The sequence below is a fragment of the Sporosarcina sp. Y1011 genome (genome assembly GCF_057669885.1).
The window spans coordinates 372,059-387,439 of the sequence record NZ_JBYHFP010000001.1; the positions used below are offsets into that span (position 1 = coordinate 372,059).

At 42.3% G+C, this 15,381-nt stretch carries 14 protein-coding genes and 1 other annotated feature; of the genes, 11 read left to right on the top strand and 3 right to left on the bottom strand.

Translation table 11 applies throughout. The features are described 5' to 3' along the window. Positions 1-146: 146 nt before the first annotated feature. Entirely contained in the window at positions 147-359 is a 213-nt protein-coding gene (gene sspI / locus AC25Y5_RS01850; RefSeq protein WP_482099723.1) for a small acid-soluble spore protein SspI, read from the bottom strand. Positions 360-450: 91 nt separating this feature from the next. On the opposite strand from sspI, the gene AC25Y5_RS01855 reads away from it, so the two are divergent. The 5 genes from AC25Y5_RS01855 (at position 451) to AC25Y5_RS01875 (ending at position 5,880) form a co-directional block, all read left to right on the top strand. Beyond that, positions 451-1,215 (top strand): TrmH family RNA methyltransferase, encoded by a 765-nt coding sequence (locus tag AC25Y5_RS01855; RefSeq protein ID WP_488138819.1) that lies wholly within the window; start codon positions 451-453, stop codon positions 1,213-1,215. Between the two features lie 60 nt (positions 1,216-1,275). Next, positions 1,276-1,507, top strand: a binding site (T-box leader). 41 nt (positions 1,508-1,548) lie between these two features. Further along, positions 1,549-2,586: a phenylalanine--tRNA ligase subunit alpha gene (gene pheS, locus AC25Y5_RS01860; RefSeq protein ID WP_488138820.1), complete on the top strand. Its 1,038-nt coding sequence runs from the start codon at positions 1,549-1,551 to the stop codon at positions 2,584-2,586. Between the two features lie 12 nt (positions 2,587-2,598). Then, entirely contained in the window at positions 2,599-5,010 is a 2,412-nt protein-coding gene (gene pheT, locus AC25Y5_RS01865; RefSeq protein ID WP_488138821.1) for a phenylalanine--tRNA ligase subunit beta, read from the top strand. A gap of 246 nt (positions 5,011-5,256) precedes the next feature. Next, on the top strand, positions 5,257-5,508 hold the full coding sequence (locus AC25Y5_RS01870; RefSeq protein WP_488138822.1) for a hypothetical protein: 252 nt from the start codon (positions 5,257-5,259) through the stop codon (positions 5,506-5,508). A gap of 81 nt (positions 5,509-5,589) precedes the next feature. Continuing rightward, positions 5,590-5,880 carry a hypothetical protein gene (locus AC25Y5_RS01875; RefSeq protein WP_488138823.1) on the top strand — a complete coding sequence of 97 codons (291 nt, stop codon included), beginning with the start codon at positions 5,590-5,592 and terminating at the stop codon, positions 5,878-5,880. A 252-nt stretch (positions 5,881-6,132) separates the two neighbouring features. On the opposite strand, the gene AC25Y5_RS01880 is transcribed toward AC25Y5_RS01875, so the two are convergent. Together AC25Y5_RS01880 and rnhC are read right to left on the bottom strand one after the other, a co-directional pair. Next, complete coding sequence (locus AC25Y5_RS01880) at positions 6,133-6,708, bottom strand: hypothetical protein (RefSeq protein ID WP_488138824.1); 576 nt, start codon at positions 6,706-6,708, stop codon at positions 6,133-6,135. Between the two features lie 117 nt (positions 6,709-6,825). Next, the gene (rnhC, locus tag AC25Y5_RS01885; protein ID WP_488138825.1) at positions 6,826-7,767 is read right to left on the bottom strand and encodes a ribonuclease HIII; all 942 of its coding nucleotides are present in this window, start codon (positions 7,765-7,767) and stop codon (positions 6,826-6,828) included. Between the two features lie 90 nt (positions 7,768-7,857). On the opposite strand from rnhC, the gene zapA reads away from it, so the two are divergent. The 6 genes from zapA (at position 7,858) to AC25Y5_RS01915 (ending at position 15,266) form a co-directional block, all read left to right on the top strand. Beyond that, positions 7,858-8,118: a cell division protein ZapA gene (gene zapA, locus AC25Y5_RS01890; protein WP_482104981.1), complete on the top strand. Its 261-nt coding sequence runs from the start codon at positions 7,858-7,860 to the stop codon at positions 8,116-8,118. A gap of 9 nt (positions 8,119-8,127) precedes the next feature. Beyond that, complete coding sequence (locus AC25Y5_RS01895; RefSeq protein ID WP_488138826.1) at positions 8,128-8,667, top strand: CvpA family protein; 540 nt, start codon at positions 8,128-8,130, stop codon at positions 8,665-8,667. A 52-nt stretch (positions 8,668-8,719) separates the two neighbouring features. Then, entirely contained in the window at positions 8,720-10,426 is a 1,707-nt protein-coding gene (gene polX, locus AC25Y5_RS01900) for a DNA polymerase/3'-5' exonuclease PolX (RefSeq protein WP_488138827.1), read from the top strand. A gap of 64 nt (positions 10,427-10,490) precedes the next feature. Continuing rightward, entirely contained in the window at positions 10,491-12,800 is a 2,310-nt protein-coding gene (locus AC25Y5_RS01905; protein WP_488138923.1) for an endonuclease MutS2, read from the top strand. Between the two features lie 340 nt (positions 12,801-13,140). Beyond that, positions 13,141-13,554, top strand: a complete 414-nt coding sequence (locus AC25Y5_RS01910) for a DUF350 domain-containing protein (RefSeq protein ID WP_488138828.1) — start codon at positions 13,141-13,143, stop codon at positions 13,552-13,554. A 263-nt stretch (positions 13,555-13,817) separates the two neighbouring features. After that, complete coding sequence (locus tag AC25Y5_RS01915; RefSeq protein ID WP_488138829.1) at positions 13,818-15,266, top strand: RNA-guided endonuclease InsQ/TnpB family protein; 1,449 nt, start codon at positions 13,818-13,820, stop codon at positions 15,264-15,266. The last annotated feature ends 115 nt before the right edge of the window (positions 15,267-15,381 follow it).

A 15,381-nucleotide genomic window follows, 5' to 3' on the forward strand; every position in this document is an offset into this window, starting at 1 on the left:
AATGAAATTACGCCATGAAGGATTTGGAAAAATGTCTAGTTCTAAAAATACAAAAGCCGCTCAATGAATGAGCGGCTTTACGTTTATCAAGACGAAGTCCTAGAAAATTGCGCGGGTGACAGTGGTACACGAAGTTTTCACACAGTTTAACTTGCCGAAAATACTTGTGCTAGTTCTCCGGCCATCTTTGTTTTTTCCTGTTCACCTGAACTATTCCACAGCTTTTCAAAAAACACCCCAAGGCCTGGTAACAGGTGTTCTTCGCCTCGCTTGATGGCATCTTCCACAACGTTTCGGATATCATCCGCTGTATTATTCGTCATGTTTGCCGTAATCGCATCTCTTATTTGAAAATCCATTTTATCAACCTCCCACACTCATTTTGGACACAAATATCGCCAACTATACCGCCATTTGTTACACTGAAAAGAAAAAGGCGGTAAAGAATATATGAAACGCATTGAATCCTCACAAAACGCACTTGTGAAACATTGGAAAAAGCTTGTTACAACACGAAAAGAACGCGATCAGTCGAAAGAATTCCTTGTCGAAGGTTTTCATCTCGTTGAAGAAGCATTGAAAAGTGATGGGACAATTCTCGCGTTAATCACCCGTGACGGTGTTGAAATTCCTGAAGGATGGTCTATTGAAGATGTGAAACTTGTTGAAATAACAGAAGCGATTGCGAAAGAAATATCTGAGACGGAACAGTCGCAGGGCATTTATGCACATTGCCGTCAGCCGGTGCACGCTGAAGAGAATTATTCAACATGGAAAAAACTTTTATTAATTGACGCAGTTCAAGATCCTGGAAACGTCGGTACAATGATACGAACGGCTGACGCTGCTGGAATGGATGCAGTTATTCTTGGGATAGGGACCGCTGATTCATATAATCCGAAAACAGTACGGTCTGCGCAAGGCTCCCATTTCAATATCCCAATCGTCAAAGGTGATCTTATTGAATGGACGGCTAAGTCGAAAGAAGCGGGCATTCAAGTTTTGGGGACAGGATTAAAAAATGCTGTGAATCACTCGGATATCTGGCCACAAGCCGAATTTGCATTGATCGTTGGAAATGAAGGCAGCGGTGTCAATCCTGAATTGCTTGCAATGGCGGACAACACAGTCAAAATTCCAATGTACGGCAAAGCGGAATCGTTAAATGTGGCGGTTGCGACTGGAATCTTACTGTATACGTACTCCAAACTGTGAAAATTGCATGTTGTTGCTGTACAAATCATAATCGGGTATACTATTGGTTATGAACAGAAATGAAAAGCGATGATCGGGAAAAGTAAACAACACATGAGCCGAAAGGGAGTCCGCGCCTTGACTGAAAGCGCAGATGGGTAAATGAGTGTCGAAGTTCACCCCGTGAGCTGCCGCCGGGACCAGCGTAAGCTGTAAAGGTGAGCCGGTGCCGGACCGTTATTCCGATTTGAGTGATCATATCTTTTTGGTATGATAATCAGGGTGGTACCGCGAAATCGTCCTCGTCCCTTTTATAAGGGGCGGGTTTTTTTTATTTTCGAGAGGAGAATCGCAATGGAAGCACAATTAGAACTGTTGAAAGATGAGGCGCTTGCAAAAATTGAAGCTGCTTCAGATGTTAAAGCGTTAATCGAAGTCCGTGTTGCCTATTTAGGGAAAAAGGGGCCAATCACTGATTTACTGAAAGGGATGGGAAAACTCCCTGCCGAGGAACGACCTAAGATGGGGGCACTCGTCAATGTCATCCGCGAAACGGTAACTGAAGTTCTGGAAGACCGTATGGTGAAACTTGAGGAATTGGCAATCAATGAACAGCTTGAAAAAGAATCAATTGATGTCACATTACCTGGACGTCCAGCAAGAACTGGGAATCACCATCCGCTAACACGTGTAGTTGAAGAAATCGAAGACTTCTTCATTAGCATGGGCTATGAAATCGCTGAAGGTCCCGAAGTTGAGAAAGATTATTATAACTTTGAGGCGCTGAACTTGCCGAAAGGCCACCCTGCACGCGATATGCAAGACTCGTTCTACATATCCGAAGATATACTTCTTCGTACACATACGTCACCTGTACAGGCTCGCACGATGGAAACAAAAGGCGGCGCACCAATTAAAATTATCTGCCCGGGTAAAGTGTACCGACGTGACAGTGATGACGCGACGCATTCACATCAGTTCACACAAATCGAAGGGCTTGTCATCGGAGAAGATATCCGGATGAGCGACTTGAAAGGAACCCTTTCTTTATTCGCGAAGAAAATGTTTGGCGATGAGCGTGAAATTCGTCTCCGTCCAAGCTTCTTCCCATTCACGGAACCGTCTGTTGAAATGGACATTTCTTGCTTCAAATGCGGCGGAGATGGCTGTAACGTTTGTAAAAAAACGGGCTGGATCGAAATTTTGGGTGCTGGAATGGTACACCCGAACGTGCTGAAAATGGCTGGTTATGATCCGGCTGTCGTATCAGGTTTCGCTTTCGGTATGGGACCTGAACGAATTGCAATGTTGAAATATGGTGTGGAAGATATCCGTCATTTCTATACGAATGACGTGCGGTTTGTATCGCAATTCCACCGGACGGAAGCTTAAGGAGGAATTGATATGTTAGTATCTACAAAATGGTTGAGTGAGTATGTAAATATAGAGGGTATTGCTGTTGCGGATCTTGCGGAGAAAATTACACGCTCCGGCATTGAAGTCGATTCAATCATCGACCGTTCTCACGGAATGACGAACGTTGTCGTTGGATATGTAAAAGAATGTGTGAAGCACCCGGAAGCGGACAAATTGCGCATCTGCCAAGTGGACGTTGGGGAAGAGACAACACAAATCATTTGTGGCGCACCGAACGTTGCGGAAGGACAAAAAGTAATTGTTGCACGCCCGGGCGCTGTACTGCCAGGCGGCATGAAAATTAAAAAAGCGAAACTGCGCGGTGAAGAATCGAACGGTATGATCTGTTCGCTTCAAGAACTTGCAATTGAAGGGAAGATTGTACCGAAAGCCTACGCAGAAGGCATTTACGTACTCCCTGAATCGGCAGTACCTGGAGAATCAGCACTGTCACTACTTGGTCTTGATGATCAAGTGCTTGAATTCGATTTGACGCCAAATCGCTCGGACGCACTTAGCATGATTGGTGTTGCCTATGAAGTTGGCGCGATTTTATCACAAGGAATTCAGCTTCCTGAGATTAACTACACGACTTCTAATGAAAAAGCGGAAGATGTGCTGAAATTGCGCATTGATGCAAAAGAGGACAATCCGATGTACGTCGCGAAAGTTGTAAAAAACGTCAAGGTTGCAGAATCACCGTTATGGCTACAAAATCGCTTGATGGCTGCAGGCGTACGTCCACATAATAACGTTGTCGACATAACGAACTTTGTGCTAATGGAATACGGCCAGCCGCTTCATGCTTTTGACTACGATCGTCTTGGAACAGGAGAAATCGCTGTCCGACTTGCAGAACAAGGCGAGAAATTCACGACATTGGATAATACTGAACGGACGCTTGAAGCGCATCAACTTGTCATTACAAATGGTAAAGAACCAGTGGCGCTTGCCGGCGTAATGGGCGGGCTAAATACTGAAGTGCATGACGGAACGACGACTGTTGTCATCGAGTCGGCTTATTTCGCACCTGGATCTGTCCGCCGTACGTCGAGAGAGCTTGGGCTTCGCAGTGACGCAAGTACGCGCTTTGAAAAAGGAGTCGATCCGAATCGAGTTAAAGCCGCAGCAGAACGTGCCGCGCAACTAATGTCTGAAATTGCGGGCGGGGAAGTGTTGACGGGGTCCGTTATTGTCGATGAACTCGAAAAAACGCCTGTACGAATTGTTGTTTCCCCCGATTATATTAACAACCGTCTAGGGATGAAAATACCTCTGGAAGAAATGTTGGCGATTTTGTTAAGACTGCAAATCCCGACAGAAGCGGTGAACGGCAAACTACTAATCGACGCGCCGACTCGCAGGCAGGATCTGCGTATTGAAGAAGATATTATCGAGGAAATTGCTCGGATGTACGGCTATGACTTGATTCCGATGACGCTTCCTGTGACTGAATCGACGCCAGGCGGCTTGACACCATATCAGGCGAAACGTCGTACAGTTAGAGCGTTCATTGAAGGCGCAGGACTCTTCCAGGCACTGACGTATTCATTGACGTCTAAGGAGCAGGCACAAAGTTACGCGCTTGAAACTGCGCCTGTTACAGAACTTCTGATGCCGATGAGTGAAGACCGCAGTATTCTCCGTCAAAGTCTCATTCCTCATCTTCTAGAGGCAGCGACTTATAACGTTGCACGCCGTACGGATTCGGTGGCACTTTATGAAACAGGATCGGTTTTCCTTGGAGTAGAAGAAGATGGCCTTCCGCAGGAAGTGGAACATGTTGCAGCCGTTATTACTGGCAAGTGGGTCGACCATGCATGGCAAGCTGAAACAAAACCGGTAGACTTCTTCGTCCTTAAAGGGATTGTCGAAGGCATGATGGACAGTCTAGGTCTATCTGAAGGTCTGTCATTCAAACAAACTGTTCTTGACGGGATGCATCCTGGGCGGACAGCAAACATTTTCTATAACGACGAACGGATTGGTTTGATCGGTCAAATCCATCCTACCGAACAGAAAAAACGTGATTTGAAAAACACATATGTCATGGAAATGAACCTTGCTAAAATCCTTTCTATCGAAACGGATGAATTGCTATATGTTCCGGTTCCACGTTTCCCATCGAGTTCAAGAGACATCGCGCTAGTCGTTTCGAGCGATACATCAGCAGGTACGCTTGAAAACGTTATTCAAAGTGCTGGCGGTAAATTGTTGAAAGACATCAGATTGTTCGACTTGTATGAAGGGGGTAATGTTGAAGATGGCAAGAAGTCACTTGCATTTTCGCTGACATATTCAGATTCCGAGCGCACATTGACGGACGAAGAAGTCGTCAAAGCGCACGACAAAGTGTTGAATGCATTAACAACAGAAGCAGGGGCTTTGCTTCGCGGATAAATAAAATCAAGTGGCACACAGAATTTCGATTCTGTGTGCCGCTATTTTTTTAAAGGTAAGTATAAGTTTTTCAACCTGTAGAGGTGTCTAGAATTCATGTGCCAGCCCCTAGGTTTCTATTGATTTATTGAATCATGAACTTTTTGAATCGAAATTTGAAGGAATAATCAAAACGGATTATAGGACAGCACATGATAGAACAGTAGACTCTGGGCGTCCGTGGTACCCACCTAAGGAGGAGTAACGTTGGCTTCATACGTTTTATTACTAAAAGAATATGAAAATAATGAAACTGTAGTCTACAGATTTGGACCTAATGAAAATATTATGGGGAAAATCGAATTAAATAAATTAACCAGAAAATTTTCTGAGTTAGAAGTTATACCAGACCCAAATATTCCGTCTAAGTTTTATTTTGACAGAGCTGCACAAAGATTGGCAGTATGTTTAATTAGGGAAGGTGGAGAGTTTCCAGAGAGAACAGCTTTTGAGTCATAATGCTAGCCGGTGGGAATGCAATTCGATTTGCTATGGAATTGTTAATGGGACGGGTAGATCCATTAACATTTTGTCTAAGGAGTGGGAAACTTGAAACTTTTCTTTTTAAACGAATGTTTAGGGGAACTAGAAAATATTAGTGTTGAAGGTATGTGGGTAAACGGAAAGATTATACCTAATAAGAACATGGAGAAATTCAAGGCTTTTTTCGAGGAGATTGTTGACGAAGAAAACGATTTCGCAGAAGAGGATTTTAGTGAAGAATGGTTAGATGATAGCAATTGGTTTATTATTGATAATGAAAATAGAAAAAAGAATATATACATACCTGCAGTTTATCCTGATGGGGATTTTAACTGGAGATGGAGATGATTTAAAAATATAAAGCTTTGATTATAGATGGTACTTGTCAATTACACTGTTTATGTTTGCGCACTGGGAGGGCATAAATTGAGGGATTAACAAGTGGATGAAGTGAAAGGCTTGTTTTTATATTAGTTTATCGTTCATTACTATATCTTAAATTTAAACAGGACCTAGATAATTACATAGAAAATCCCCGAATACAAGACTTTTCAAAAAGTGCCTGCTTTTCGGGGGGAGCTCAGAATATGCGGTTTATGTTCATTCATTGACGCCTTCCGTGACTATAAATCCGATATCGGCTTCTAACTGAAATGGTTCAACATCAATCGTGCCAAGCTCAATGTTGAATTCGGCGGAACCGTGGATGATATACTCACCTTTAGGAAATCCCTCATTAATAAGTGTCTGTATGAATTCTATAATCTTTTCATCATCATTTTCACTATAGCCTCCGGCAAATGAGTATCTCGCGCGCAATGGTTCGTCTTTTTTTAATGTCGTCACAATTAGCGGTTCATTCATCGGGTAATCGATACTGATTCCCCGTGTCCTTTCTTCCAATGGGAAATAGAAGGGAGAAGCGGCATGGGAAATGTCGATGGAGGCTTGATCGCCGATATATGTTAATTCGGCAAATATTGCAGTATCACCAAAAATGTCATACACGTCTTTTTCTGTGAACAAGCGATAAATGAAATCACCTTTTACCACTTTGGTTTCCGCTGGCGGCAGCGGTTTCGTTGGACGGGGTTGATGGTTATCATCACTTTTTTCAGCAGTACCACATGCAGTAAGGATAGAAATAAAAACGAGTAAAAAAACGAATCTTCTCACAACAATCACCTCTATCAATTAGAACGGAAGAAGAGCGATAAAGTTACATTCTTTGTGTTTTACCTCTATTAAGATTAGAGACGGTTAAATGGCAATATGAGGCACCGAATTTAGTTGTTATTTTTTACGATTTTTCCTAGCGGCGAGAGCCTTTGCTTTCCCCGCATTCGCAAAATGCCACTTTGTCAACGATTTCAATGTATCTTCACCGCTGTTCAATAATATCTTGGCGGCCACTTCGTCCACTTTCGGTCCTGCGCCTTTCGGAATTGTCATACCCGCAATACCACTCAGCCGATCCATCTCTTCTAAAAACGCAACACGCGCAATAATAGACGCGGCTGCTACTGACATATGAAGACCTTCCGCTTTCGTAGAAAACAGCACATTCTCTCTCACAATTTCAGACTCCGCTTTAATATGATTATAATAAATGCCGCGTTCCGCAAATTGGTCAATCAAAATATAATCGGGTTTCTCGCCATCCATTTTTCGAAGGACATGCTTAAGCGCTTGATTATGGAGGAGGGCTTTAATCTTCCCTTGGGACCAGCCACTTGCTTGCACTTCATTGTATTTCGCGTTATCAAGTGTCAATACACTATGGAGAAGCGCTACCTGCAAATCAGGGGCGATTTTCCGCATAAGGTCATCCGTTAGCATTTTTGAATCTTTAACTCCGAGTTCACGCACCAGTTCGACTTGATCGGCACGGACGAAACAAGCCGCAACCGTAACAGGTCCGAAGAAATCACCCGTTCCAGTTTCATCCGATCCGAGTACTGATAGTTCTGCTAAGCGATCGGGCAGAGAATCTCCTTTTGTTTTCACCGCCACTGAGCCCGCTTTACCTTCAGCTATACCCCAGCGCGCCGCCTCCCGTTCAGACCCTGCGCCTTGGAACAGCACTTTACCAGATTTATAGGCAGTGATAGAAGTATCCGGCAGCTTTGCAGCAAAAACGACGCCTGGGGCATTGCGAATGATTTTGGAAGCGGTATAATGATTTATTACTTTTTTCATTACTTGATCATTTACAATAATGACTTGATTACTCAATTTATTACATCCTTTCGTCGACTTATTTCACAACCAAAACAATTTCGTGGTATGATTGATAACAGGGTTTTTACGTAGGAGGTGGTATCATTGGCAGACGAACAGAAGACGCGCATAGCAGTAGATATATACGGACAGACCTATAAGATGGTCGGTACCGAGACAAGTACTCATATGCGGCTGGTCGCTTCGCTGGTCGATGAACGGATGAGGGAAATCAGTGCCCATAATCCCTACCTCGACAGTACGAAAATCGCTGTGTTAACCGCCGTAAATAGTGTACATGATAATCTTAAATTAAAAATACAAATTGAACAATTAGAAGAAGAATTGAAAAAGTTGAAGGGTTGACGGTATTACATGCTTGATTTACTAATTATTATCCTCCTGTTCGGGGGGCTTGTCACTGGATTCAGACGAGGACTTATCGTACAAATCATACATATGACAGGATTCATAATCGCACTCGTTGTCGCTTATACGTATTATAAGCAACTCGCGGAAAAATTTGTTCTCTGGATTCCATACCCAGGTGTTACAGCTGGTTCGAAACTATCCATGTCAGTCGACAAGCTTGATCTTGATGGGACATTTTATCGCTTACTGGCATTCATTTTGATATTTTTTGTCGTCAAATTCGTTTTTCAGCTCATTGCGTCCATGTTTGATTTCCTGACGTATTTACCTGTCCTTGGTTTTTTAGCGCGTATCACTGGGGCATTATTTGGATTCATCGAGTTTTATATACTCATATTCCTAGTACTCTATTTGCTGGCCATGTTACCGATAGATTTTATCCAAGACATGTTGAGTAATTCATTGCTTGCAAAAACAATGTTTGAACACACGCCGCTGTTATCAGAGACTGTGAAAAAATGGTGGTATATCTATACAAATTAACGGCTTCCCCCTTTTTGGAGGGGAGCTTTTTTCTAGAAAGGAAGTGCTGTTATTGAATAAGAAAACGATTATCCGCACATTAGAAAAAATTGCATTATATATGGAATTGCTGGGGGAAAACCATTTCAAAGTTTCTGCATTCAGAAAAGCGGCCAACGTACTTGAACTGGATCCACGCAGCTTAACCGATATGGATGATATTTTAAAGCTGAAAGGAATCGGAAAAGGGACAGGCGCTGTCATTACCGATTTGTTGGAAAAAGGGGAATCCGACCTTCTAAAGGAAATGGAAGAAGCTGTGCCAAAAGGGCTCATCCCAATGTTGAAAATTCCGGGACTCGGCGGAAAAAAAATCTCCAAACTTCGTGAGGCAATCGGCATCGATTCAATTGAGTCGCTACGTGCGGCATGCGTTGCGGGAGAAGTCAGCAAAGTTCCCGGTTTCGGCAAAAAGACCGAAGAGAATTTTTTGAATGAAATTGAAATTCTAGGGACTAGGCAAGGGAAATTTCCAATTTGGCAGATGGAAAAAATCGTTACGTTCGTTGAATCAGAACTGCGTCTGATTCCGGAAATCAGCCATTTTTCTGTCGCTGGAAGTTACCGCCGAACGGAAGAAGAAAGCAGTGATGTGGACTTCATTCTCGTGACGGATGAACCAGCAATTGTACGGGAAAAACTACTTGCAACTTTGCCGCTTCTGTCGACGATTGCGGCAGGTGATGCAAAACTGTCTGTGACACTCGACTTGGAAGAAGCGATTGACGCCGATTTCCGCTTCGTAAAGGCGGAACAGTTCGCAAGCGCTATCCATCACTTCACAGGCTCGAAAGACCATAATGTCCGGATGCGACAACTTGCAAAATCCAAGGGCATGAAAATAAGTGAATATGGAGTGGAGAATGAGGACGGTTCTGTTGAGACGTTCAATTCAGAGGAACAGTTTTTTGCCCACTTCGGATTGTCCTTCATTCCGCCTGCGGTCCGTAGAAACGGCAGCGAAATCGATCGTGTTGATGAACTTGAAGGGCTAGTGGCACTAGAGGATATCCGTTCAGACCTTCATATGCATACGACTTGGTCAGATGGCGCATACTCGATTCGTGAAATGGTTGAGGCATGCCGGACTAAAGGCTATTCCTATATGGTCATCACAGATCATACGCAGTACTTGAAAGTTGCGAACGGTCTCACACCAGAACGACTGCGTGAGCAAATCGCAGAAATTCGTAAGTTGAATAAAGAATACGATGACATCGAAATCTTTTGTGGAACGGAAATGGACATCCTTCCTGACGCAACGCTCGATTTTGATGATGATCTCCTTAGTGAACTTGATTTTGTTATCGCGTCCATTCATTCCAACTTCAGTCAATCGCAGGATGTGATAATGGAACGGCTTCACACGGCGATTAAAAATCCGCATGTCGATATGATTGCACATCCGACAGGTCGAATTATTGGACAACGAGAAGGGTATAATCCTGATGTACCGCAACTCATTCAATGGGCGAAAGAATATGGTAAAATACTTGAGTTAAACGCAAGTCCGTACCGTCTTGATCTTGCGAAAGACCACCTTATTATGGCGCAGGAACAGGGTGTAAATATCGCTATTAATACTGACGCACATGCGATTGATCAACTGAGTCATATGAATACTGGCGTGAATTATGCTAAGAAAGCCTGGCTGAAAAAAGAAACGGTCGTTAATACTTGGCCACTTGATAAATTTATCCGTGAGATAGTGCGGAAGTGAAAGGAAGTGTAAGACATTGGAAAACCGTGTCTTAAAAACACTTGAGTTCGATAAAATCCGAGATATGGCAGCAACCCATTGCACGTCATTTGCCGGTCGTTCTTATATGGAAAAATTAGTACCCGTAAGCGATTTTGACGAAGTTGTAAAGTTACTTGAGGAAACGGACGAAGGGTTATCGATACTTCGAGTTCGCGGCAATGTGCCGATGGGGGGAATCAGTGATATCAGACCCCATGCCAAACGTGCGCAAATGGGCGGCATGCTGAGTGCATTTGAACTAATGGAAACGGCTAACACAATTCGCGCAAGTCGGAATCTACGGCAATTCATCGAAGCGATTGTGGCGGACGAAGATATTGAAATCCCGCATTTCATTGCGAAAAAAGAAGCCATTCCTGTATTGACAGGATTGGAACATGAAATCAATGCATGCATCGATGACAATGCGCATGTGGTAGACAGTGCATCGGGGTCGCTTCGTACCATTCGGCAAGGCTTGCGAATTCAGGAAGGTCGCGTGCGCGAGAAGCTAGAGAGTTATACGCGGGGCAAAAATGCAGCAAAAATGTTATCCGACGCAATCGTCACAATCCGCAACGACCGTTATGTCATTCCTGTTAAGTCGGAGTACCGTTCGCATTACCGTGGCGTCATCCATGATATGTCTTCTTCTGGCCAAACATTATTCATCGAGCCGGATGCAGTGGTGCAGGCGAATAACGAAATTAGAAGACTGAAACTGCAAGAACAGGAAGAAATAGAGAAGATTCTAATAGAGTTGTCTGCTAAAGTGCAAGAAGTCGCTCATGATTTATTCACGTTAGTAGCCATATTATCTGAAATTGACGTCATTCTTGCAAAAGCAAAATTTGGGATTGCTCATAAATGTACGAAACCTGAAGTGAACAACAAAGGTTATATACGCCTAACAAAAGCTAGGCATCCACTATTGTCGATTGAAGAGGCGGTAGCGAATACAATCGAATTCGGTAAAGACATAACCACTATTGTCATTACCGGACCGAATACAGGCGGTAAAACAGTCACGTTGAAAACGGTAGGACTCTGTACGCTCATGGCACAGGCTGGCTTGCCAATCCCTGCACTCGATGGCTCTGAGGTGGCTGTGTTCGATTCGGTCTATGCAGATATTGGGGACGAACAGTCAATTGAGCAAAGTCTTAGTACATTCTCATCGCATATGGTGAATATTGTTGACATATTAAAAAAATATGATGACCGTTCCCTAATTATTTTTGACGAGCTCGGTTCAGGTACAGATCCACAGGAAGGGGCGGCACTTGCCATCTCGATTTTGGATGAAGTGCACGGGCACGGCGCGAGAGTGATGGCTACAACCCATTATCCGGAATTGAAGGCTTATGGATATAATCGGCCGGGCGTCGCCAATGCTAGCGTTGAATTTGATGTTGACACCCTTAGTCCAACATATCGATTGCTAATAGGAGTACCGGGCCGCAGTAATGCGTTCGAGATTTCGAAGCGTCTAGGATTGCAAGACCGTGTCATTGAACGTGCTAAAAAGTTCACGGGTACAGATCGCGGGGAAGTGGATTCAATGATATTGTCGCTTGAGACAAGCCGTGTCCAATCCGAAAAAGATGCCGAAGAAACGCATGAAATTCTCTTGGAAACGGATCGCCTGAAACGTGAACTGGAAGAAAAACTTGCCACATTCGACAGCATGAAAGAACGGATGGAAGAAAAGGCCAAAGACAAAGCGAGAAAAATTATTCAAGACGCAAAAAGGGAAAGCGAAGCGGTTATATCAGATTTACGTGCAATGCGTCTAAATGTCGGTGCCAATATAAAAGACCACGAACTAATTGAAGCTCGGAAACGTTTAGAAGGCGCTGCACCAGTGGAAGCAAGCAAGAAAGTGATCAAAGCGAAGGCAGCACCAAGGGCCTTGCAAATAGGTGACGAAGTGAAAGTGCTGAGCTATGGCCAAAAAGGTACACTAATCGATAAGGTTTCAGATAATGAATGGATTGTTCAAATCGGCATCTTAAAAATGAAGCTTGATCAATCAGGTCTCGAGTACGTTAAACCAGAAAAAGAGAAAATATCTTATATATCGACCTCTGTAAAGGGAAGAGATTCAAACGTTAAACTTGAACTCGATCTTCGCGGCGAGCGTTATGAAGATGCAATCATTCGCACGGAAAAGTATTTAGATGATGCAATCCTATCTAATTATCACCAAGTTTCTATTATCCACGGAAAAGGAACAGGTGCATTAAGGCAAGGCATTCAGCAATATTTGAAAACCCACAAGCGTGTCAAAACGTATCGGTTCGGCGAAGCAGGCGAGGGTGGACATGGCGTTACTGTTGTAGAGTTGAAATGAAAAATCAATTCCGTCTCGGCGTAATTGGGTCCAGATTTTGAATCGAGCTTGCTCGATTGACTCCTTTCAAAATCTGTGACATCCGCCGGAGGCTTTATCAGGGAGGAATTGAACTTCATTCCTCCTAGTTCAGCGGGCGTTTGGATACCCGCTGAACAGGAATACAAAACCGCATTCATCTCCCACCTATGGAGGTGATAGTCTTCTGTAGCTGACGCTTCGCTTTCAGTACAAAAACATTTGCTGAATGAAGATAAAGTTTTAGGATAAGTGAAATTGTTGAAACCTTTTACGTTCCAATCCGTAAAGGAATGAACGAACTTAAAAGGAGTCGAAAATTATGACGAATACTGGATTTTGGAGTCATCCATTAGTAGAAACAGCAGGCTACTTCAGTGTAGTTGTCCTTTGTCTTGTCGTTTCAATGGTTCTTTTTGAGCTCGTTACGAAATATAACAACTGGGAAGAAATTCGCAAAGGAAATGTTGCTGTTGCCCTTGCTACTGGCGGAAAGATTTTCGGGGTTGCAAATATTTTCCGCTATTCGATTGAACAGCATAATTCATTGCCCCAAATGATTGGATGGGGATTGTTCGGTTTTATTTTACTCGTATTCGCATACTTATTATTTGAATTCTTAACACCCAAATTCAATATAGATAAGGAAATCGAAGCAGATAATCGTTCTGTCGGCTTCATATCTTTGACGATTTCCGTAGGGTTATCCTTCGTAATTGGAGCAAGTATTTCATAGGAGTCGTGAATTCATGGAGAGATTATCGAAAATACTAATTGTTGTCTGTGTCTTATTTATTTTAGTAGGCATATACTGGATGACATCTAATACACCTTGACCAGTTTATACTGGTCAAGGCTTTTTTTATGATTAAGCCAAGAACACCCGTGACTTCAGTCGTGGGATGAATTGGCTCTCTTTTTTTCGTTATAAAGTGATATCAAACGACAAACTGATGTTCTATTTGGTAGAATATTCTTAAGAAAGGCGGGTGAGAGACAATGGAACTGAAAAAATATTATCGAACTTATCAAATCAACATAAAAAAAGGACATAGAATGTTTCCTTATTTCGATGACCTTTGTTTGAATAGTAACAACCTATATAACACGACAAATTTTTATATCAGGCAAGTATACACTGCTTTAAACAACGAAGGTGTGTTACAACCTTTGCAACAAGAAGTAATGAACACAATCCTTGACAACATTGATGGAATGAATGTAAATCAACAAAAAGCGTATAGCAAGAAATTAGAAAAAGAACATATGAAACCAAATGAAGAACAAAAAGAAATAAAGCAAAACCTATTCGAGTTCCCTTCAAAAGGAAAGTCTTTCTTAGGGTACAATTTTCTTGATTGTTTGTTTAAGACGATTAAACTAAAGGATTATTATTCGTTACCAGGTCAGATAAATCAACAGGTTCTTAGAAATGTCGTGCAAAATTGGACTAGTTTTTTCGCAAGTTTGAAAGACTTCAAAAAGAATCCAGGGAAATATCAAGGAAGACCTTCTATTCCTGGTTACCTACCAAAAGGAAGTAGGAAAGAATCAACTCTATCGAATCAAATTTGCAAAATTAAAGACGGTAAATATCTAAGCTTCCCAAAAACTAAAAGAAAAATAAATATTGGTAAGTTAGCAAATTTCAATGGTAAGTTTCAACAAGTGAGAATCATACCCAAGCACAATTGTTTTACTGTTGAAATAGTGTATTTAATCGAGTCAAAAAAACAAATATCCGACAAAACGGAACGATGCATGGGCATTGATTTAGGACTCGATAACGTTGCGGCACTAGTTTTAAATACAGAAAATGTTCCGGTCCTTTTTAAAGGTGGTAAAGTTAAATCTTTCAATCAATGGTACAACAAAATGCGCGGTTACTACTATGCGGCTCTCCGTAATGGAAAAAATCCAAAAGAAGGGAACTTCCATTCTAAGAAGTTAGTGAAATTAGATTCCGCAAGACACAGACAAATCAAAGACTTTTTCCATAAAGTTAGTTTCAATATCGTGCGAATAGCTGTGGAAAAAAACATTGATACGATTGTCATCGGTAAAAATGTGGGTTGGAAACAAAAAAATAAATTAGGGAAAAGAAATAATCAGAACTTCGTTCAAGTACCTCACTCATTGCTAATAGAATTAATTACTTACAAAGCAAATGCTGAGGGTATTTCGGTGATTGTAACTGAAGAAAGCTACACATCACAGGCAAGTTTTCTAGATGATGACATTATTCCAACCTACAAATCGGGGAATAATGTCAAACAAATATTCAGTGGGAAAAGATTAAAACGCGGTATTTACCGTACTAAAAATAATTTCTTAATAAATGCGGATGTTAATGGTGCAGCAAACATCCTAAGAAAAGTAGTGCCGAAAGCGTTCGCTAACGGTATAGCGGCTGTGTGTTCCCAGCCTCAAGTGGTCAATGTGCGATAGCACCAACCCTGAAACCTGTGACTTCAGTCGTGGGAGGTTCATGTAAATGTAATTTTTCAATTGTAACCTGAAACATTAACAACTATAATTAAATTAGGAATATTCAAAGAATTGC